13 protein-coding genes and 1 tRNA gene are annotated in these 20,613 nt (G+C 57.4%); 4 read left to right on the top strand and 10 right to left on the bottom strand.

The window, feature by feature from the left end:
- Positions 1-369: 369 nt before the first annotated feature.
- Positions 370-2,607 carry a methyl-accepting chemotaxis protein gene (locus G449_RS0112620; RefSeq protein ID WP_022659680.1) on the top strand — a complete coding sequence of 746 codons (2,238 nt, stop codon included), beginning with the start codon at positions 370-372 and terminating at the stop codon, positions 2,605-2,607.
- Positions 2,608-2,800: 193 nt separating this feature from the next.
- Entirely contained in the window at positions 2,801-6,808 is a 4,008-nt protein-coding gene (locus G449_RS17880) for a PAS domain-containing protein (RefSeq protein WP_022659679.1), read from the top strand.
- Positions 6,809-6,914: 106 nt separating this feature from the next.
- On the opposite strand, the gene G449_RS17120 is transcribed toward G449_RS17880, so the two are convergent.
- The 8 genes from G449_RS17120 to G449_RS0112575 all read right to left on the bottom strand — a co-directional run bounded on the left by G449_RS17120 (position 6,915) and on the right by G449_RS0112575 (position 16,427).
- Positions 6,915-8,063 carry a YibE/F family protein gene (locus G449_RS17120; RefSeq protein WP_034605728.1) on the bottom strand — a complete coding sequence of 383 codons (1,149 nt, stop codon included), beginning with the start codon at positions 8,061-8,063 and terminating at the stop codon, positions 6,915-6,917.
- A 249-nt stretch (positions 8,064-8,312) separates the two neighbouring features.
- The gene (locus tag G449_RS17115; RefSeq protein ID WP_022659677.1) at positions 8,313-9,887 is read right to left on the bottom strand and encodes an alkaline phosphatase; all 1,575 of its coding nucleotides are present in this window, start codon (positions 9,885-9,887) and stop codon (positions 8,313-8,315) included.
- A gap of 260 nt (positions 9,888-10,147) precedes the next feature.
- Positions 10,148-10,936, bottom strand: a complete 789-nt coding sequence (locus G449_RS0112600; protein ID WP_022659676.1) for a DmsC/YnfH family molybdoenzyme membrane anchor subunit — start codon at positions 10,934-10,936, stop codon at positions 10,148-10,150.
- Positions 10,937-10,940: 4 nt separating this feature from the next.
- Positions 10,941-11,498 carry a 4Fe-4S dicluster domain-containing protein gene (locus G449_RS0112595; RefSeq protein ID WP_022659675.1) on the bottom strand — a complete coding sequence of 186 codons (558 nt, stop codon included), beginning with the start codon at positions 11,496-11,498 and terminating at the stop codon, positions 10,941-10,943.
- On the bottom strand, positions 11,495-13,765 hold the full coding sequence (locus tag G449_RS0112590) for a molybdopterin-dependent oxidoreductase (RefSeq protein WP_022659674.1): 2,271 nt from the start codon (positions 13,763-13,765) through the stop codon (positions 11,495-11,497). The genes G449_RS0112595 and G449_RS0112590 overlap by 4 nt, the downstream gene beginning before the upstream one ends.
- Complete coding sequence (locus G449_RS17875) at positions 13,758-14,321, bottom strand: TorD/DmsD family molecular chaperone (RefSeq protein ID WP_022659673.1); 564 nt, start codon at positions 14,319-14,321, stop codon at positions 13,758-13,760. Before G449_RS17875 ends, G449_RS0112590 begins: the two co-directional genes overlap by 8 nt.
- A gap of 211 nt (positions 14,322-14,532) precedes the next feature.
- On the bottom strand, positions 14,533-15,957 hold the full coding sequence (locus G449_RS17870) for a LuxR C-terminal-related transcriptional regulator (RefSeq protein ID WP_022659672.1): 1,425 nt from the start codon (positions 15,955-15,957) through the stop codon (positions 14,533-14,535).
- Positions 15,958-16,351: 394 nt separating this feature from the next.
- A tRNA-Phe gene (locus G449_RS0112575) sits at positions 16,352-16,427 on the bottom strand.
- Positions 16,428-16,600: 173 nt separating this feature from the next.
- Between G449_RS0112575 and G449_RS17100 the strand changes: the two genes are divergently transcribed.
- Together G449_RS17100 and G449_RS0112565 are read left to right on the top strand one after the other, a co-directional pair.
- On the top strand, positions 16,601-17,995 hold the full coding sequence (locus G449_RS17100; protein WP_081640565.1) for a chloride channel protein: 1,395 nt from the start codon (positions 16,601-16,603) through the stop codon (positions 17,993-17,995).
- Positions 17,996-18,143: 148 nt separating this feature from the next.
- The gene (locus tag G449_RS0112565) at positions 18,144-19,409 is read left to right on the top strand and encodes a phenylacetate--CoA ligase family protein (protein WP_022659670.1); all 1,266 of its coding nucleotides are present in this window, start codon (positions 18,144-18,146) and stop codon (positions 19,407-19,409) included.
- Between the two features lie 125 nt (positions 19,410-19,534).
- On the opposite strand, the gene G449_RS0112560 is transcribed toward G449_RS0112565, so the two are convergent.
- Both G449_RS0112560 and G449_RS17095 read right to left on the bottom strand, forming a co-directional pair.
- A complete protein-coding gene (locus G449_RS0112560) occupies positions 19,535-20,032 on the bottom strand; it encodes a GNAT family N-acetyltransferase (protein ID WP_022659669.1) in 498 nt (165 codons plus the stop codon).
- A 248-nt stretch (positions 20,033-20,280) separates the two neighbouring features.
- A partial coding sequence (locus G449_RS17095) for an integrase core domain-containing protein (protein WP_022659668.1) occupies positions 20,281-20,613 on the bottom strand: 333 nt, incomplete at its 5' end.

Here is a 20,613-nt window from a genome sequence, read left to right as displayed (position 1 = left end):
GTTAAACTCCACTTTGCCGTTAGATATTATGCCGCTACTATACAGATTCTACATTCACAATATTTTTTCAAATTCTCAAATTTACATTTACTACAAACAAAACTTCAATTAATTCATTTTTCTTAAACACTTTAATTACAAATACGATTTCGTTAATTTTTTTTACACACCCTTACAACCAGCTCCAACCAATTACATTCTTTACAAGCCATATTCTTCGCCCTAATCTTATTACATAATCAGCCGATAAGTTAGTTGAATACCAATTTCTATTGGTTGAACGCTCAATAAATAATAATTTTGTTCATAGCATAGAGGTTCAATCCTGTGCCGATCTTTCGGTGCCAATCTCAGGGGGGGCAAGGACTTATGCGTTCTATCAAGCAAAAAATTGCGCTGGCTGCGGGTCTTGGGCTGATTGCCACGGCTGCCATACTGATGGCTTTCGGGCTGTACTCCACCAGCAACACCAAGGAGTTTGTTTCCAACCGCGTTTCGCAGCTTTTGGAAAAAAGCGCCATTTCATCACTTGAATCACTGGTTTCAGACAGGGCCTCCGTTGTGGAAACTGCCCTTCAGGACAACATTGACACCGCCCGCACAACAGGAAAGATATTCGAGGTGTTGCGCGCCAATATCGGCAGCGAGCACCTGCGCGATCTTTTTGTCAAAATTCTGCGCGCCAACCTTGATAACAACCCCACATATCTGGGTTCATATTCCGCATGGGAACCAAACGCCCTTGACGGCATGGACGCCCTGTACGCCAATACAGAAGCCCACGATGCCTCAGGCCGCTTTATTACGTACTGGAACCGCGATGAAACGGGCAAGATCAACCGTCAGGCCCTGGTGGAGTATGAAAGCGATGCCAAGCACGCCAACGGCGTGCGCAAGGGCGGCTGGTATCTTGGCCCCAGGGAAACCGGCAAGGAAAGCGTGCTTGACCCCTTCCCCTACATCGTGCAGGGCAAAACAGAGTGGCTGACCACAATCTCTGTGCCCGTCAAGGAAAACAACAAGTTTCTTGGCGTTTCCGGCACAGACCTTCGCCTCACCTTCTTGCAGAAGATGGCAGAAGACGTTGACGCCAAAATCTACGGCGGTGCTGGCGAGGTATTTATTGTCAGCTATGATGGTCTGGTAGTTGCCAACAGCGGCGACGCCTCAATGGTGGGCAAAGCATTGAGCAACGGCCTGCCCAATGCAGACAAGGTCATGCCCAACGTGCGTGACGGCAAGGCCTATGCCGGGCTAAGTGTGGACGGCAAGTCCATTGTGGCCTACGCCCCGGTGAAACTTGGCCGCTCCGGCAAGTTCTGGTCCGTGCTTGTCAGGCTGCCCAGAGGGGTTGTGCTGGCCGAGGCCGCAGCCCTTGAGGCGCAGCTTGCAGAGCGCGCCAAAAACGACGCTTTCAATCAGATCATGGTCGGCGCAGGCGTGGCCCTGTTGGGCATAATCTGCCTGTGGTTCTTTGCGGGTTCGCTTACGCGGCCGCTCATCAGGGCCAAGGACTACGCCGAAGGCGTGGCCGCTGGCGATTTCAGCGGGGAACTGGTGGTGAACCAGCAGGACGAAATCGGCGTACTGGCCAGCTCTCTGCGCACAATGGTCGCCAATCTGCAAGCAATGATCGCGGAGGCGCACTCCAAGGGCGAGGAAGCTCAAAAAGCCATGCAGGAAGCGCAGGCCGCCATGCAGGAGGCCCACGCCGCCAAGGCCCAGGCAGAGCGTGCCAAGGCCGAAGGCATGTTGCACGCTGCCGGGCAGCTTGAGGGCGTGGTGGAAATCGTCACTGCTGCCTCGCAGCAGCTTTCATCCCAGATTGAGCAGTCGAGCCGTGGCGCGGACGAGCAGTCTGGCCGTGTGCGCGAAACCGCCACAGCCATGGAAGAAATGAATGCCACCGTGCTTGAGGTGGCCCGCAACGCACAGCAGGCAGCGGATGCCTCCACCCAGACCAAACAAAAAGCCCTTGAGGGCTCCAATATTGTCAGCGATGCGGTCAAGGGCATTGAAACTGTCCGGGATCAGTCGCTGGCCATCAAGGAAGACATGAACGCCCTTGGCAAGCAGGCCGAAGGCATTGGGCAGATCATGAACGTGATTGCCGACATTGCCGATCAGACCAACCTGCTGGCCCTTAACGCCGCCATCGAGGCCGCCCGCGCTGGCGATGCCGGACGCGGATTTGCGGTAGTGGCCGATGAAGTGCGCAAACTGGCGGAAAAGACCATGGCCGCCACGCAGGAAGTGGGACAGGCCATCCGCGACATTCAGGAAGGCACCCGCAAAAACATTGCCAACGTGGACAAGGCTGCCGTAACCATCGAAAGCGCTACAGACCTTTCTGTACGTTCCGGCGAAGCCTTGAGCCAGATATTCAACCTCGTTGAACAGGTTAATGACCAGGTACAGTCAATTGCGACTGCAAGTGAGCAGCAATCTGCCGCAAGCGAAGAAATTAACAAGTCTGTTGAACAGGTTTCTGCAATTTCTGCTGAAACAGCACAGGCAATGGAACAGGCATCAAGTGCCGTGTCTGAACTTGCGCAGCAGTCAAAAGTACTGCAAAACCTCATTCACGAAATGAAAACACAGAAATAAATAATGTAACACATAATGGCTTTCCCGGCCCTTCCTTGCGCTGAGGCCGGGCAAGCCATTGACACACCTTCACTTTCACTGCATTAAACTAGGAGAAAATTTTCCAACCAGCGATGCTGCATTTTTTGAAATAAATATTTTGAAACTGCTGGCAAGCCTGACAGACACACAACTCCAACGGCCCAGGAATTCTATGCGCGGCTTTATTGCTGGAATTTTGCTTTTTATGGCGATCGCATCCATTACGACCGCCGCAGTTCCTTCCCGCGCTCTGGCCGCCGACAGCCAAGACCCGATCATTGTTTCCCTTCCCCGCGAAAACGAGCCTTATTCCTTTGTCTCCATGTTTGGTGAGCCATCTGGCCTGCTTGTGGATATCTGGCGACTGTGGGGCGAGAAAGTCGGGCGAGATGTCAAATTTCGCATGGGGGAATGGCCTGACCTGCTAACCGATGTCCGCTCCGGTCAATCGCAAATCCATGGCGGACTTTTTCGCTCCGCCACCCGCTCCCTGATGCTGGATTTCGGCCCAGCGCTCTTTCCCTCGCGCGGCGTGATCATTATGGCTTCGGGCGCCAACGCTGATCTGGACAGCACTCCGGCACCGGTTATCGCCACCCTCAAGGGCACCATCATTGAAACGCATCTGCGCACCCGCTACCCCACACTGCGGCTTTTGTCGCTGGCATCCTTCAAGGACATGATCATGGCTGTGGGCGGCGGTCTGGCTCAAGGCGTTGCCGGACCGCTCTTGCCGCTTGTCAGTGCCATCGACCGCCTGGGACTCAACGAAAAATTTTCCACCGAGCCTTTCCCGCTGCTGGAAGACACGCTCCGCCCTGGCGTGCGCAAAGGCGATATGGGCACGCTGGAACTTGTAGAACAGGGCATGGCCCAGATTCCCCGTGCGGAACTCATTGCCCTTGAGGAATACTGGGTGCGCGTTCCCGCCATGCGCGAAACAAACCGGGTGCGCCGCCCCCTGAACCTCAGCACGCATGAACGCCAGTGGCTCGAAACGCATTCGCGCTGGCGCGTTGGTTTTCTTAAAGATGGCGCACCGCTCGCCTTTACCAATAAACAGGGGCAGTTTGACGGCATCAGCGCTGATATTTTGCGGGCTGTCGCAGGGATTCTTGGCGTGGAAATTGTCCCCCATCCCGAAGCTTCTACCCGAAACCTGAGCACAGATCTGGCAACCCAGCAGATAGACGTGGTGCCTTTCAGCGAAAAACTGCCGCCAGCGCACGAAAATACGCACCAGCACAGCCTGTTGTTCTATCTGCCGCTAGATGTGGTTACCAGGGCCAATGCGGGTTTTTCCGTTACCAGCCCCCGCGATCTGGCAAAAAAGACCATAGCCGTGCTGGCATACCCCGGCGTAGCAATCCAGTTGGAAAAACTCGTGCCCAGCGCCATTGTGGTTCCCTTGCAGGTCATGGACGATGCCCTTAATGGGCTGCTGTCAGGGCGCTACGATGCTGTGGTGGGCCTTTCTGTATCCGTCAGTTTTTTTCTGACCAATGGCGAGCGCAACGACCTCAGGCATACCCGGCTGCCCGATCTGCGCTATGCTGCGCAAATTGCCTTTCGCTCTGACTGGCCAGAACTTCCCAGAATTTTTGAGAAAGCCTACGAGAGCATCCCCTACACCAACCTGCTGGAAATGGCCCAACGCTGGGGCAGCCTGCGGCTTGAAAAGAATATCGACTGGGAACGCATCAAGCAGGTGGGCGGCGTGGTTGCGCTGCTTGTTGGCAGTTTTTTGTGCGTAATACTGATTGCCAACCACAGGCTCGCGCGCGAAAGCCAGGCCACCCAGATCGCGTTAAGCGCCCTGCGCCAACGGGAGCGGCAGCTTAAAACGGTTATGGACAACCAGCCAAGCATGGTCATGCTGATCGACACGGCTGGCAGATATGTACTGGTCAACCGCCAGTTTGAACGATTTATAGGCCGCCCGGCAGCGGCCATGATCGGCAAACAGAACGAAGACAACCTGCCTCAGGAAATTGCCGCTTCCGCAACACTTGCTGATGCAGAAGTTCTGAAAACCGGGGAGCCGCTTACCAGTGAAGAATCCTACCGCAATGCCAACGGCGACCTGCGAGATCTTGACACCTGCAAGGTTCCCCTCAAGGACGACAACGGCAACATATTTGGCATTGTCATTACGGCAACAGATATTACCGAAAGGCGCAAGGCCGAACGGCAGGCCCTGCGCACGCAAACGGAAATGTCCCAGATATTCAACGCCGCAGGCAGCGCCATGCGCGTGCTGGACACCAACCGGGTTGTCTTGCAGGCCAACGATGCCTTTTTGAAACTGCATGGCTTCAACCGCGAAGAAGTCATTGGGCACCGCTGCTCGGACTACACGCGCACCCCCGAAAAATGCGCCACCTGCGCTGTAACCCGCGTGCTGAACGGTGCCCCAAGAGCGGAAGAAACAACCATGCGCCGCCGCAAGAACGGCGATGAGATTTACTGCGATATTGTGGCTACGCCCTTTCTTTCGCCCGAAGGGGAACTGCTGGGGGTCATTGAAGACTGCCGCGATGTTACAGAGCTTGTAAAAAGCCAGCGGGCCATGCAAAAGGCAGCACGGGCCGCGGAAGAAGCCAACCGCGCCAAGAGCGAATTTCTGGCGAACATGAGCCACGAAATCCGCACCCCCATGAACGCCGTTATCGGCATGGCCTACCTTGCCCTGCAAACCAAACTCACAGGCAAACAGCACAGCTACGTCTCCAGCATCAAGGATTCCGCCAAATCACTGCTGCGCATCATCAATGACATTCTGGATTTTTCAAAGATTGAAGCGGGCCGCATGGATATTGAGAATGTGGACTTTGAGCTGGACGAAGTGCTGCAAGGGCTGGCAAGCCTCGACATTGTCAAACTGGCCGAAAGCAAGGTCGAACTGCTGATTGACGTGGAGCCGGACGTTCCCTTCATCCTCATGGGCGACCCTCTGCGGCTGGGGCAGGTGCTTATCAACCTTGTGGGCAACGCCATCAAGTTTACCGATCAGGGCGAGGTTTGCGTGCGGGTGCAGCGGTGTGAAGCCGTGGGCAACAAAATAACCCTGCTTTTCAGCATCCGCGACACTGGCGTCGGCATGTCGGAAGAGCAGAAACAAAAGCTGTTCCACGCATTTTCGCAGGCCGATATGTCCACAACACGGCGATTCGGCGGCACAGGTCTGGGGCTTTCCATTTCCAAAAGGCTTGTGGAAATGATGGGGGGCACTATCACTGTCGAAAGCACGCCCGATCAGGGCAGCACATTTCTCTTTACCGCATCTTTTGAGCTGCCCCCGGCTGGCCTTGCCTCACTGCCGGAGGTGCAGGCGCTCTCTGGCCTGCGCGCCCTTGTGGTCAACAGCAACAGCGCCCAGGGGGAGAAACTGGGGCAAACCCTCGCAGGCCTTGGGCTGCAATACGGCGAGGCAGCAGACTGCACTCAGGGTGCGCGCGTTGCCGCAAAAGCCGCCAAGGCAGACATGGCCTACGAAGTCGCGCTGATCGATTGCAACCAGTCTGAAAAAATCAATCTGAAAGCGGCAGTCCGGCTAAAAAAATTGCAGAACATGCCCGTCATTATCCTGGCCGGGGTTCACAATCTAGGCAAACTCCATGCGCAGGCAACCGCCCTGGGCATCAATCATGTCCTCTGCAAACCTGTTTGCAGAACAACGCTGCTGCGCGCCATTCAGGAGGCCACGCGCAGCAACCAGTCGACAGCGGACAACCTGCTGGCCGGCAACGAGTTGCCAAGGTTTATAGAGGGGCTGGAAGGCCAGCGTGTGCTTTTGGCTGAAGATAATGAAATCAACCAGATTGTCGCCAAGGAGCTGCTGGAAGGCATGGGTCTTGTGGTGGATATCGCCGATAATGGTCGCATCGCCTTGGATATGATTTGCAAAGGCGCATACGCAGCCGTATTCATGGACATACAGATGCCCGAAATGGACGGATTTGAGGCAACACGCATGGTACGCGCCACACCAGGGTTCCGCCATTTGCCCATCATTGCCCTCACAGCCCACGGCATGGTGGGCGACAGGGAAAAATGCCTCAAGGCTGGCATGAACGACCACATTTCCAAGCCCATCGACCCCACGACTCTGGCAGAAGTTGCCATGCGCTGGTGCCGCAAATCCGGTGGGGACGTCCCCCGGCAAACGGTCGATTTGTAGGAACCCGCCTCCTCGCCCTTCGCACTGCCCCTCTGTACTGTTTCCCATACACTGCATCAAACAAGCGGCCTCTGATGCGCTACGTTTGCTGCGCTGGCCCGATGCCTCAGGCCCCGGCGCTGGCGCTGTTTGCATGCCCGGGCCGTATGAGCAGCCATGTGCCTGTGAGCGCTGTAAAGGGCGCAACCGTCACAAGCCCGATACTGCCCACCAGTGTGTTCATTATTTCAGCAGAAACAAAGGGCAGGTTGAGGGCGTTTTCCAGCGGGATGCCCTGCGCCATGAACAGCATCAACGTGGCAATGTAACCGCCGGAATAGGCCAGCAGCAAGGTTGTGGTCATGGTGCCCACAACGGCGCGGCCCACGCGAAGACCCGAGGCCAGCGCCGCACGGCGCGAAATGCCGGGATTCTGCGCCGCCAGCTCGGCCATGCTGGCAGCCACATCCATGGCAAGATCCATCAGCGCGCCAGAAGAAGCCATGAATATGCTGGCAAGAAAGATGCGCGTCATGTTCAGATGCGGATAGCCGGAATAGAGCACGGTTTCCGCATAGGGGCGCACGGCCCCGTGCAGTTGGAACGGCCCTGCAAAAGCCAGCGCAAGCGCACAGGTGGCGGCAATTCCCAGCAGGGAGCCAAGCCAGGCAGCCAGCCCGCGCCGGTTCATGCCGCCCACAAGCAGGATGGTGGCGGCGGTTATGGCAGTGGTGACACCCAGCCCCAGCAGTATGGGGTCTACATCGCGCAGCAGGGCCGGAACCAGCGCCTTCCAGATCATCAGGGCAGAAAACACAAAGGAGAGCAGCGCCTTGAGGCCAGTGGCCCCGGCAAAGGCCAGCAGCAACAGGGCAAATATGCCAAAGGCCACGGCCTGCGTGTGCAGCCGGTAGTGATCCTGCGCCACGGCATCGGCCACCTTGCCATCGCGCAGGGTAAGCACCATCAGGGCTGTGTCGCCGGGCGCGAATACTTTATCCAGCTCCATCTTGCCCACCAGATCATTGCCCGCCTGCCATGTCTGCCCTGCATAGGGGCCATCGATGGCGCGCATGGTCACATATTGCGTACCCATGCGCACAATGCCGTACTGGTGCACCCGCTCGTTGTCCACGCTCAGCACCGTTGCACGGCAGCGCACCGCATTATCCGGCAGGCGGTTTTCAAAACCAGTGGGCAGCAGATACAGCACAAGACAGGCCAGCCCCAGCACCACGCACAGCAGGGCATCGCGCCGGGTGGAGCGTAAGGGCATATGCCCTGCGGCGGCCCCAATCGGCATCGGGGCCAACGATTGAGCCTGTATTTGCGGAAGCGCCTGATCTGCTCCGATCACAGCCGCTGGGCTGCCCGACAATTTGTTTTCTTCACCCTGCTGCGCCATGATGACTCCTGCGTTGCACTCATGCCTTTGCTTTTTTACGCCATAAAAGCAGGCCGGACAGCAGGCATATAGCCCGCCGCCCGGCCTGCAACATTACGCCAGGCTTGCGCCAAGCCTTCGTTAGTTAGCGGCTGTCGCCAGGCTGACTGCCGGGCTGACAACGGTATTTACGGCAGGGCTGACTGCGGCGGAGGATTTTTTCATCCCCATGATTTCAGCCATACGGGCAAAGATGTCTGTATTGTCGTAAAACCCGCCAAAGCGATCAGCGCCCACGCCTCCGGCAGAGGTCAGCACCGGAACGCCCGTGTGGGAATACGTTGTCCACGCAATGCCCGACTTCTGGTTGAGCAGATGGGTAAGGGTAACAGTGAACGGCTCATACTCGCCGTAGAGCAGATAATCCTGATCCGAGAGCTTCTTGCGGTCGCCGCCCTTCATGCTGCGCTCAAAGGCCGCGCGCAGTTCGTCCACCTCGTAGGGTTTCAGCACCATGCCTGCGGCGTCGCCATCCTTGGGCAGGGCGGCGGCTTCCGCATCAGAAAGCACCACGAGGCCAAAGTTTTCCTTCACCAGAGGCAGCACGTCTTCCAGCTTTGCCTGCGGGTTGGCCTTGCGGAAGGCGTTGAACTTTTCGTCAAAGGCCACGTAGGATATCTTCTGGTTTTTCAGGCGGGTATGGTACGAATCGTACTTGGTGCCCGCAAAACCGATGGACATGCCACCAGTTTCGTGGTCGCCCGTAACAATAACCAGGGTGTCATCCGGGTGGCTGCGCATGAACTGCATGGCCTCGGCCACAGCGGCGTCAAAAGCCAGCACATCAGTAATGGAGCTTACGGCATCGTTGGCATGGCAGGCCCAGTCAACCTTGCCGCCTTCGATCATCATGAAAAAGCCTTTAGGATTATCCAGCAGTTCAAAGCCCTTGCGCGACATCTCGGCCAGCGAAACATCGTCCTTGGCGGCATCCATGGCGTAGGTCATGGCGGATTCGTCCTGAAGGCGCGGATTGACGAACACCACACGTTCCTTGCCGGGCTTGAGCGAGCGAAAATCCTGCGCGCTGTTCACATAGTGGAATCCATTGGCGCGGATGGCGTCCAGCACGTTGCGCTTGTCGCCTTCCATCTTGGATTTTTTGCCAGCAGGATCAAGAAAACCGCCGCCAGCAAAATAATCCATGCGGCTCGCGGCCAGTTCAAGGCCGATTTCGTAATAATTTTTGCGGCTGGGCTGATGCGCGTAAAAAGCGCCCGGGGTGGCGTGGTCGAGCGACACGGTGGACACGATGCCCACCTTCATGCCCTTGTCGCGCGCCATTTCGGCAATGGAAACCACGGGCACGTTCTTGCCGTCCACGCCAAGGCCGCGATTGGTGGTCTTGACGCCACAGGCCATGGCGGTTCCAGCGGCGGCGGAATCCGTAATGAGCGAATCAATGGAATATGTGGTGGTTGCGCCCTGCACGGGCAACTGGCTCATGTTGAGCTTGACGATGCCGGGGGTGGTGTCGCCCTTCTGCGCAGCCAGATACAGCTCCGCCGCGTTGCGCTGGGCCATGCCCATGCCGTCGCCTATGAGCAGAATGACGTACTTGGCCTGCCCTGCGTGGGCAACCCCCATAAAGCCGAACAGCATGACGCAAAGAACAAAAGCCGCGCGAGCAGCATTGTGCCAACGAAACTGGGCCATGACCCGAACCTCCTGCATGAATGCAATGGTGGAAAGCCCCCGAAAATCGGTCAGCCTTCCCCAAAACCATACAAGGCTGCCTGCGGGCTCTGCAATGGGCTAACGCTCGCCCATGCGGGTGACGCCTGCGTTACGGGCAGACGCATGTTACGTGACGGGCGCGGTACAACCTGTTACCGCAGCTTTGACAAGCAAGGCAACGCAAAAACGGCCTGCCCGCAGCAGCGGGCAGGCCGTTCACATAAGGCGTCATCAGCCCGTTAGTAGGGCAAGCCAAGGCCTGTTGCGGTGTGGATGGTATCCTTGAAAAAGACGATGCGGCTGAGCAGCACGGCGCAGAGCACCAGCAGGCCAAACGCGCAGGCGCGTTGCCGCGCAGCATAGGTCAGCCCAAAGGCCGCGCCCAGCAGCGCCAGCCCGCCCCAGAACAGGGGAGAAGCCAACCATGCCTGGGCCGTGGCCTGCATGATCGTACCGCCGGAGGCCCACACGCAGGGCACAATCAGCAGCACCGCCATGAGCATACCCAGGAACACCCGCAGCACCCCAACCCGGTTTTGCGCAAAGGCCGCGCCCAGCGAAAGGCTGGTGAGGGCAAAGATCAGCATGGGCACGCCGTTGCTGATGGCAGGCATGGATATGACGGCGTAGGTCATGCCCTGCATGATGATGCCCGCAAGCCCCGCCACGGCAGTGAGTACGCACAGCAGGCGCGAAGGCTTGAAGCAGCAAAGGCAGGCCAGCGCGGCGAACAGGCCGAATACCAGCCCTTCCCTGCTGAGCCAGGAACCGCCCATATTGGTAAGTGCCGTTGCGGCGCGCCAGGGCTGGGCCAGATGCAGCATGGAAGCCGCCAGCCCAAGCAGGGCGGCCCCGGCCACAACATACCATTCCTTGCCGCCAAGAGGCTTAGCTCCTGCGGCCTGTCCGGGGGCCGAGGTTACGGCCCCGGCAGCCGGGCGCAGCATTCCAAAGGCCGCAAATACGGCCATGCCCACGGCAAGCTGGGTAAGCACCGTAAAGAAGACAAGAGGGAATTCATAATGCATGGCGTTACCCCCTGACCTGACGCGGCATCCTGGGCAGGATAAACCGGGTGGAAGGATTAAGGCGCGGCATGGCGGGATAGCCAGCCGGATTCTGTACGGCGTTGGTATCGTCAAACTGCTCCAGATCCACAAGCTCCAGCGCGCCAGTGGGGCAACCCTGCACGCAGGCGGGCAACAGCCCGGCATCTAGGCGCTCATGGCACATGCTGCATTTTTCCGCATGTTTTTCCGCCTTGTTGAAGCGCGGCGCGCCGTAAGGGCAGGAGCGGATGCAGTTGGTGCAGCCGATGCAGGTTTCCTTGTGGTGCACGACCACGCCGTCAGGCCGCTTTTCATACGATGACGTTGGGCAGGCATCCATGCAGGCGGGATGCTCGCAATGGTTGCACGCCAGCGAAAGAAAGGCCCTGTCGTGATGCGGATAAATGGCCTCGTCCAGCGGATACACCTGTCGCCAGACCATATCCGGTTCGAGCTGGTTGAAGTTTTTGCAGGCCATGGCGCAAGAGCGGCAGCCAATGCACTTATCCATATCCATCAAGAACGCGCGTCTTTTACTCATGCCAAGCCTCCGTTCACCGCAATCACGTCTGCAAACTGATCGTGAATTGCAACACCCGGCGAACCGGTTTTCATGGCCCCCATGTCTGACGGGCAATCGTCCACAAGGTTCTGCACGTTAAAGTCGAGTTTGCGGAACCATGCCTCGTACATGACCAGACAATCTGCAGCAACGTTGGTGCTGAGCCGCGCCCGCAGCCGCACCTCGCCTATGCCGTTGAACACCTTGACCATGCCCATATCCCTGATGCCGCGCTCCTGCGCCGCCTTGGGGTGGATGTAGACATATGGCTCGGGATAGAAGTTTTCCATCCAGTCCAGATTGATAAACTGGGAGTGCAGGCCAAACTGCACATGCGGAGTCAGCAACCGGAACGGCCCGTTGGCCTTGCGACCTTCCACAAATTCGGGCAGGGCCTTGAAGCCGTTTTTGGCGCAGAGGTCGGACTTGAACTCGTACTTGCCCGAGGGAGTCTTGAAGGTGCGCTCCGGCCATGCGGCAGAAGATTTGCGCTTGGCCTTGACCGGCCCCTGACGCAGCGCCTCCCAGCTGGGGATGCCAAACAGATCGTAAATGCCCTTGTTGCATTCCTTTGCCATCCATTCCTTGCCGTCCACTTCCTGCGGGAAGGTGCACGACCCGGCTTCCTTGCGGTTCATGGCGCGGGAGAGGGCCGCCGCGATTTCAATGTTCGACCGCGCCTCGTGCATGGGCTTGATGGCCTGTTCGTTGAGCGAAAGCCAGTAGTGCCAGTATGATACGTTGATCGTCCATTCCTCAAAAAGCGTTGTCACTGGCAGCACGATGTCGGAATGGCGCACGGTTTCCGTAAAGAACTGCTCTACGGAGACAACCATATCCAGCTTTTTGAAGGCCCGTTCCAGCTTGTTGCGGTCAAAATCCTGCGCAAAGGGATTTTTACAGGATACCCAGAGCATTTTCAGCTCCGGGTCTTTCGCATCCAGAATTTCCTGAGCAATCCTGTTGATGTTCAGGGAGCGGTCGGTGTAGGCGGCCTTTTCACCTCCGCCAAAGTCAAATTCGCCCTTGGGACCGCCGCCGCCCACAAAACCCCTGGAGCCTGCAGGGCGCTGCTGCGCCATGGCGTGGTAGTTGAACCCCCAGGTTTGCAAATGCCCGTAGCGAGCGCCGCCGCCCTCAACACCCACGTTGCCAGTCATGGCCACAAAGGCATCCACGGCGCGCACCATTGCCCCGCCGTTGGTGTGGCGCTGCATACCGTAGCCAATCCACACGGTCGCGGGATGGGCCGAGGCAAATTCTTCTGTCACCGCGCGGATTTCATGGGCGGGTATGCCAGAAACCTGCGCCGCCCACTCCACGGTGACGTTGGCCCGCAGATAGGCCGCAAATTCGTCAAAACCCACGGCCCGGTTTTTGACAAAATCCTGATCCACAAGTCCGGCATCCAGCAGATGGCGGGCCATACCTAGCGCCAGCGCGCCATCGCCGCCGGCGCGCACCTGCCAGTACACATCGCCCTTGGCCGCAGTCTGGGTAAAGATGGGGTCAATAACCACCACCTTGGCGCCCTTCTGCCGGGCCTCGTAGATGTACTTCATGGTGTGCATGGAACACCACGCCGGATTTGCGCCCCACACGATGATGTACTTGGCCTTGACCATGTCTTCCGGGTCATTGCACCACATGTCGCCGAAGTCATAGTTTTGGGCGTCAATACCCGCAGGCCAGCAGGGCGTACCCACAAAGCGGCTGGTGTACCCGAGGGAAGACATCATGCCTTCCACACCGTAGTTGGTGATGCCGAAGTTGCCGGAATATTTGGTAAGACCCAGCCCCAGCAGATTGCCGTCCTTTTTTTTCAGCTCCAGAATCTTGTCCGAAATCCGGTCCATGGCTTCGTCCCAGCTGATCCTGCGCCAGTTGCCCGAACCTCGGCCCTCCTGAATCATGGGATACTTGATGCGGTCAGGGCTGTAGACCCGCCGGGGATAGGAATAGCCCTTTACGCACAAGGCCCCCTGTGTGAAGGAGGATTCCGGCGCGCCCTCCACAAACTGCACGATGCCGTCCTTGACGTAGGTCTTAATGCTGCATGTATCGTAGCAGTTGCGGGGGCAGGCGTTGCGAAACACCTGGTAGGCCGAGGGGTCAAAGGGTTTTGCCTCGCTGCGCGCAGGCAGGAGCAGCGAACCGGAAACGCCGCCAAGCGCGCCCGCAGCCCCGGTCGCCAGCAGCCCTTTAAGGAAGCCACGCCGTTCTTTTGAGCAATCAGATTTATGCATACATACTCCTTTGCGTGCAATGACACAGCCAATATTCAAGACAGCGCAGGGCCGCCTGTATTGCGGGCGTAGGCGCGTCCGCCTTGCGCGCCCTTGCCACAAAAGCGGGGAGCCACCGCGCCATGTGCTCATCCACAAGCCAGGCAAGGGCCTCGCGGGCATGAGCGCGCAGGGGGTCGCCGCACTCGGGGCGCAACAGCAAGGTCAGCATAGTCCAGGCTTCCAGCTCGCAGGCGATGAAGTCGTCCGGCTGGCCCTCCGGCGCGGCAAGGCCAAGGGCTTGCAGTATTTCGCGCATATCCGTTGCGGCATTACCCATGAGCCGGGGTTCCGCTTCCAGATACACCGAGGCGTAGGGAGGCGCAGGCACGGCCTGCGGCCCCACAAACAGCCGGTTGAAGGCGTATTCTTCCGTCTGCCAGTCAAGGGTTCCGGGTAGGGTTTCAACGGGCGCAAAACGCGTGGCCGCAGCAGCCAGCGCGTCAGCATCCGTGCTGCTGAAAAAGTCGCGCAAGGCCTGAGCCAAGGCCTGCATTTCTGGTAATGATGGGGACATTCAAGCCTCCGGGCAGGATGCCTCAAGCGGGGCATCACGAGCATTTTGATATGGTATTAAAATGCCCGCTCTGTGTGCAGTGCGCCAGAGTGAATGTTTGGTGAGAGATCGGGTATACAGATATACCCGATTAACCGGAACTGGGTAGGAAGGGGAAAGCGAAGGGGCGAAGTGAGGAAGCGCCGGGCTGCGGATGCAATCCGGCAGAGCCTCAGGCCTGACTGGTAATCAGGTACATGGCAAGCTGGGTATCGTGCCCGCGCACGCCAAGCTTGCGGCGGATGTTTCTGCGGTGGGTCTGCACTGTCTCCGGCGAAATGCGCAGGATGGCGGCAACCTCCTTGGTCGTGCGCCCGGTCTGGATCCACTGGCAGATTTTAAGTTCTGCGAGGGTCAGCTTGCCCAGCCCCTTGTCTTTAACCATCTGCTCCTGCGCCGAGCCTGTACCGCCAAGGATGCGCTCAAGCTGTTCACGCGCAAGCTCGATTCCCTGTTTGCGGGCTGCGGCATCCTGCTCCCTGCCCAGCTCCGCCAGGGCGGGCCACAGGAAGCTGCGCACGTTTTCGGCCAGCGCATCGCTCTGCTGGCAGCGCTCTTCCTCAACATGTCGCAGCACGTTGCGCAGGGTGATGTTCAGCTCTTCAAGGCGCTGCTTTTCCTGCTGGAGATCCTGCGTTTGCCGCTGCACCGCATCTTCGAGCATTTCCCTGTGCAGAACGTGCGGCGTTATGTTGGTCAGCAGGAGCAAAAAGTCGCCGGAGCTTGCCATGCTCAGGTCGCCCAGCGAAGCCATGGAAAGCCGGAACACCAAGCCATTGCCGAAGGGCGAAATCTCGACAGTCTGCCCCACCTTGTAGCGGGCAAAAAATGCTTTGGCGTCTGCTTCTTCCAGACCAAGCGCATCCCAGACGTATTTGTTTTCAAGATGTTCGCCCGCGTACTGCCGCAAGGAGCGGTTGGCGGTGACTATGCGACAGGCGGAATTCATGACCAGCACGCCGTCGGATGTGGCGTTGAACACATTTTCAAAACGGCACTTTTCCACGGTCAGCAGACGGAACAGCTCGTCCTGATCAAAGGTGTGGGCGCATTGAGTCGCCTGCATGCAGGTTTCCATCCACACAATTTCAAAAGCCTGACTGTAAACCTCCACCAGCCGCGAGGCCAGGGCCGCTGCGCGCTCCGTGACCTCAGGCGCGAGGCGCGGCAGGGCCTCAAGGGCATCCTGCACGGCCAGGGTGAAGGTTTTGTAGCAGCCCAGAAACATGCTGCTGGTGATGCCCCGCCGCAGGTGGCGCAGGCCCGAACTTTTCAGCGCGTCGGCCCATCCGTCGGCATTGGTGCGTAACGTCTCGAAAGAAGGCGGCGTATTGCGCTCGGCATGGCCTTTCACCGCGTCCAGCAACCCGTCGCAGGAGGTCATGCAGTCTTCCCGCCGGGCGGTGGTAAAGGACAGGTAGCCCGCAGCCTTCATGCGCACTGTCCACTGCCCGAGAAAAACCTCGGCGCAGTCATCAAAGTGATTTACCGCACCAAGCGCGCACCGCCACTCTTCGCTGCTCAGGTCAAAAAGACCGGAAGACGCGTTCTGCTCCGCAGGGCGGGATGTATGACTTTGGGAAATCGCTTTTAACATGGCTGCCTTAACGCGCATGGACGCTTGCAAGAGGGGCTACGCGGGATTCAGGGCAAGGACTGGTTGCGGGCGTGGAACAGATCACGGGCATGGTTCTGGGGCGGGATGCGCAACGAATAACGGGAACGGCACGCTTACAAAAAAGTGACGCACAATCACTCTTTCTGTCAAGAGCGTGAAGGGGCAGACCGAGCGCGGCAAGGCGAACGCCTTGCAATAAAAGCAGTTACGAGCGTCCCGCCCGAATGCATGGCAGGAAGGAATGGGCATAAGGGGGACAAGCACAGGTTATGTGCAGTCCTGCACCCCAAAGGGGGGAGAACGGGGGGAGAGAAACAGCCAAGAAACAGAAAAAGGACTCATGCAAATCATGCATAAGTCCTTGAAATCTATATGGTGCCGAGGGACAGAATTGAACTGCCGACACGGGGATTTTCAGTCCCCTGCTCTACCAACTGAGCTACCTCGGCCCATTAGGGCTTGCCTCCAGAGCGTTTGCTCTTTCACAGCGGCTGGAAACGTCTTCTATCTACTTGCGTTCACTTTGGCAAGCTTTTTTTTAAGAATTTTGCACAACGGCTTGAAATGTGGCTTTCTTCCGGCCATACTTTCCCCCGTCAACAGATCAAATCAAGGATTTATCGTGCCTTTTCACAGCCCCATCCCCCCAACATTGCGGGATCTCGACGCACTGCGCAACATTGGCGTCAGGCGCGTCATCATGCAGGCCCTTGTTACCGGCGGTGTCACCGGTGCCGTTATCGGCCTTTTTCGCCTTGCTTACGACCACATCAACGCCGCGCTTGTGCACACCATACGCCAGCACGACCTTTATGACCCTGTTGTGGCTGCCTGGATTTTCGGCGGTTTGGCGATCTTGGCTCTGCTGGCACTGCTGGCCCTGCACCTTGAACCCCTTGTGAGCGGCAGCGGCATTCCGCAGGTGGAGCTGATGGTGCGCGGGCAGATGCGCATGAACTGGCTGCGCGTGCTGCTGTGCAAATTTGGCGGAACCCTCGTTTCCCTCAGTGGCGGCCTGTCTGTGGGCCGTGAAGGGCCTTCCATCATGATGGGCGCGGCCGTGGGGGCTGGCGTGGGGCACCTGTGGGGCGAGCGCAGCGGGCAAAGCCTGCCGCGTTATCTTGTGGGGGGCAGCGTTGCAGGGCTTGCCGCCGCCTTTGGTGCGCCTCTGGCGGGCATGTTCTTTGCGTTTGAAGAAATGAAAACCATCCTCAGCGCCCCCATGCTGCTGTTTACGGGCGTGTGCGCCCTTGCCGCATGGTTTGTGGTGCAGGTTCTGCTTGGATTCGGCCTGGTGTTCCCCTTTGCGCAACAGCCCTTCATCCACTGGACGCAGTGGTGGATCATCCCCTTTGTCGGCATTGCCATGGGCGTGCTGGGCGCTTTTTATAACCTGATACTGCTGCGCCTCACCCATTGGGCCGACCACAGCCCTCTGATGCCCCGCCACTTGCGCGTGCTCCTGCCCTTCATGCTGGCTGGCGTGCTGCTTTATTGTTACCCGCAGGTGCTTGTGGGCATTGGCTTCAGCACCTTGCAGCTTGAGAGCCTGCCCCTGCCCTTGCTGGGCCTCTTCGGCCTGCTGGCGGTAAAGATGGCCTTTTCATGGATAAGCTTTGCCTCCGGCGTTTCCGGCGGCCTGCTGATGCCCGTGCTGCTCATGGGTTCCATTGGCGGGGCATGCATGGCCTCGGGCCTGCAATCAGCCGGAATTATCAGCCCGGAGCAGACCGCCACAGTGCTGACCCTCGGCATGACAGGCCTTTTTGCCGGTTCCGTGCGCGCGCCGCTGACTGGCTCATTTTTGCTGCTTGAAATGACAGGATCGTTCCATAACATTCCCACGGTGGTGCTCACGGCCTATATTGCCGCTTTCACCGCCAATGCCCTGCGCTCCGAGCCTGTGTACGACAGTCTGCGCGCCCGCGGCCTTGATCTGGCTGGCGCGGCAGCCCCAAGCGACAAAAATGGCAATGATACCGATGCGTCAGGCAGCGCAACACAACTGCAAAAATGAAAGGTCGTGCAAAAGGCGCACGATGCCGCAAAAAATTTATTCATATAAATATTTGTTATATTTGAATTTTTAAAAAAATGCTTGCGTTTTACAATTGGAGTGTCTATGTTCACCAATTGCAAAACCAACCGCGCCCCATGGAGTAGGTATGACCCGTAAAGACCGCACAGAAGGCATATACAGCCGCCGAGAAGTACTGGACGAAAGTGAGCGTCGCCAGTACTGCCTTATTCAGCTCAAAGATTTGCTCTCCTACGCATACCGCTATTCAGAAGACGTTAAAAAACGCTTCGACCGTGCGCAGTTCAATGTGGAGAAATTCAAAACACTTACCGATATAAAGCACATTCCCATCCTGAAGAAGAAAGAACTTATCTTCCTTCAGTCCATGGGGCCGCGCCTGGGCGGTCTGCTGACCAAGGATATCGGCGAGCTCAAGCGCATCTTTTTGTCGCCTGGGCCCATCTTCGATCCCGAAGACCGTGGAGAAGACTACTGGGGTTACACCGAAGCCTTCTATTCCGTTGGCTTTCGCCCCGGCGACGCCGTGCAGAACACGTTCAACTACCAGTTGACGCCCGCTGGCCTCATGTTTGAAGAGCCGCTGCGCAACCTGGGCTGCGCGGTTATTCCCGCTGGCCCCACAGACGCCGCCACCCAGCTCGACATCATGCAGAAGCTGCGCGTCTCCGGCTATGTGGGCACGCCCAGCTTTCTCATGCACCTTGCGCAAAAAGCCGAAGAAAAAGGCCTCAACCTGCGCAAGGATCTTTTCCTCGAAGTGGCCTTTGTCACCGGCGAGCGCCTGTCTGAAAAGATGCGCTCCCAGATGGAAAAGAAGTACGACCTCGTCATGCGTCAGGGCTACGGCACCGCCGACGTGGGCTGCATCGGCTACGAATGCTTCCACAAAACCGGCCTGCACATTGCCAACCGCTGCTACGTGGAAATCTGCCATCCTGACACGGGCATCCCGCTGAAGGACGGCGAAGTGGGCGAAATCGTGGTGACGGCCTTCAACAAGACCTACCCGCTCATCCGCCTTGCCACGGGCGACCTTTCGTACATTGACCGCAGCCCCTGCGCCTGCGGCCGCACCAGCCCGCGCCTCGGCAGCATTGTGGGCCGCGTGGACACCACCGCCCGCATCATGGGCATGTTTGTGTACCCGCATCAGGTTGAACAGGTCATGAGCCGCTTTGAAGAAATCAAGCGTTGGCAGATCGAAGTCACCAACCCCGGCGGCATCGACGAAATGACCCTGTTTGTGGAAACCAGCGGCTTCAAGCGTGAAGAAGAGCTGCTGCACCAGTTCCGCGAAAAGATCAAACTGCGCCCCGAACTGCGCGTGCTGGCTCCCGGCAGCCTGCCCCCGCAGATCAGACCCATCGAAGACAAGCGTCACTGGGATTAACCCGCAGATATACGCAACAAGCCCGGCCAAGAGCCGGGCTTGTTTTTTGCAATTCTAAAAGAACCGCAAGCGGCGTGGAAAAGAAGCAAACCACTTTTTCCACACTGCAATTTTTACAGTTTACTTTACGTATCAAGCCCAAGCGTCATATCAAACCACTGCGCTCCGCCATGACTTGATTTCGAAATTCCATCATTCACATAACCAAAGCATTCATAGTAGCGAATCAGTCGCTCTTTGCACGTCAGTATAACTTTCTTTTTGCCTAACTTTTTAGCTGTTTGCACAAAATTCCTCATAAGCTGAGAGGCAATGCCTTGCTTCCGAAATTCTGGAATCACAGCCAGCCCGAAAACAGTTAGGTTTTCACCAGTCTTATTGTGGTGAGACGTGCTATAAAAGAGTTCATCGAATATGACGGGGCTATCGGTAGCGCATCCGTTAATATACCCCACCAATCTACCGCCAACTTCAGCCACAAGAAAAAACTCAGGAAAAGCCGCAATCCTCTGTTTAAAGGACTCGCGTGATGCAGCTTCAGCCGCAGGAAAGCACACTGCCTCTATTTCAGCTATACTCTCCAAATCATCCTGGCAAACACGTCTAACTGCGAATTCTTGCATGCAATTTACTCTTTACTGGTGATTGTGCTGGCTTGCCCATGTCTCTAGCCGATTATGCTTTGTACTAATTTGATGTCAACCTAAGGAGTACATGACAGGCCTCGGCAACCAATAATCGCAACGAATCAGTACACAGGCGCACGCAAATTAGGCCCAGGGGAGTATTCTACCTTGCTAATGCACATTCTGCCCTTTGCTTTTTCCACATATACTACGATATCTGGTGCGTACTCTTTGTTATAGTGACCTTACCCCACTGCGTATACCACTTGTAAGTTAGTGGTTCCCAATGGGTTGCAGGTTATATTCTTTGCCCGAAATTCTTCCGGTGTCAGCCAGCCTAAGGAACTGTGCGGTCGCCGCTGGTTGTAATCCTGCCGCCAGGCTTCGACTGTTCTGCGGGCATCGTGCAGGGACAGAAACACGTTCTGATTTAAGCACTCATCTCGGAATTTTCCGTTAAAGCTTTCAATGTGTCCATTATCTGTGGGCTTCCCTGGACGAGTGAACTCTATCTGCACGCCGTGTTCAAAAGCCCAGGTATCCAGGGCGTTACCGCTAAATTCTGGCCCGTTATCAAC

The organism is Desulfovibrio desulfuricans DSM 642 (genome assembly GCF_000420465.1).
Taxonomy (GTDB): domain Bacteria; phylum Desulfobacterota; class Desulfovibrionia; order Desulfovibrionales; family Desulfovibrionaceae; genus Desulfovibrio; species Desulfovibrio desulfuricans.
Note: the sequence above shows the minus strand (reverse complement) of the source record. Positions and strands in the feature narration are given on the sequence as shown.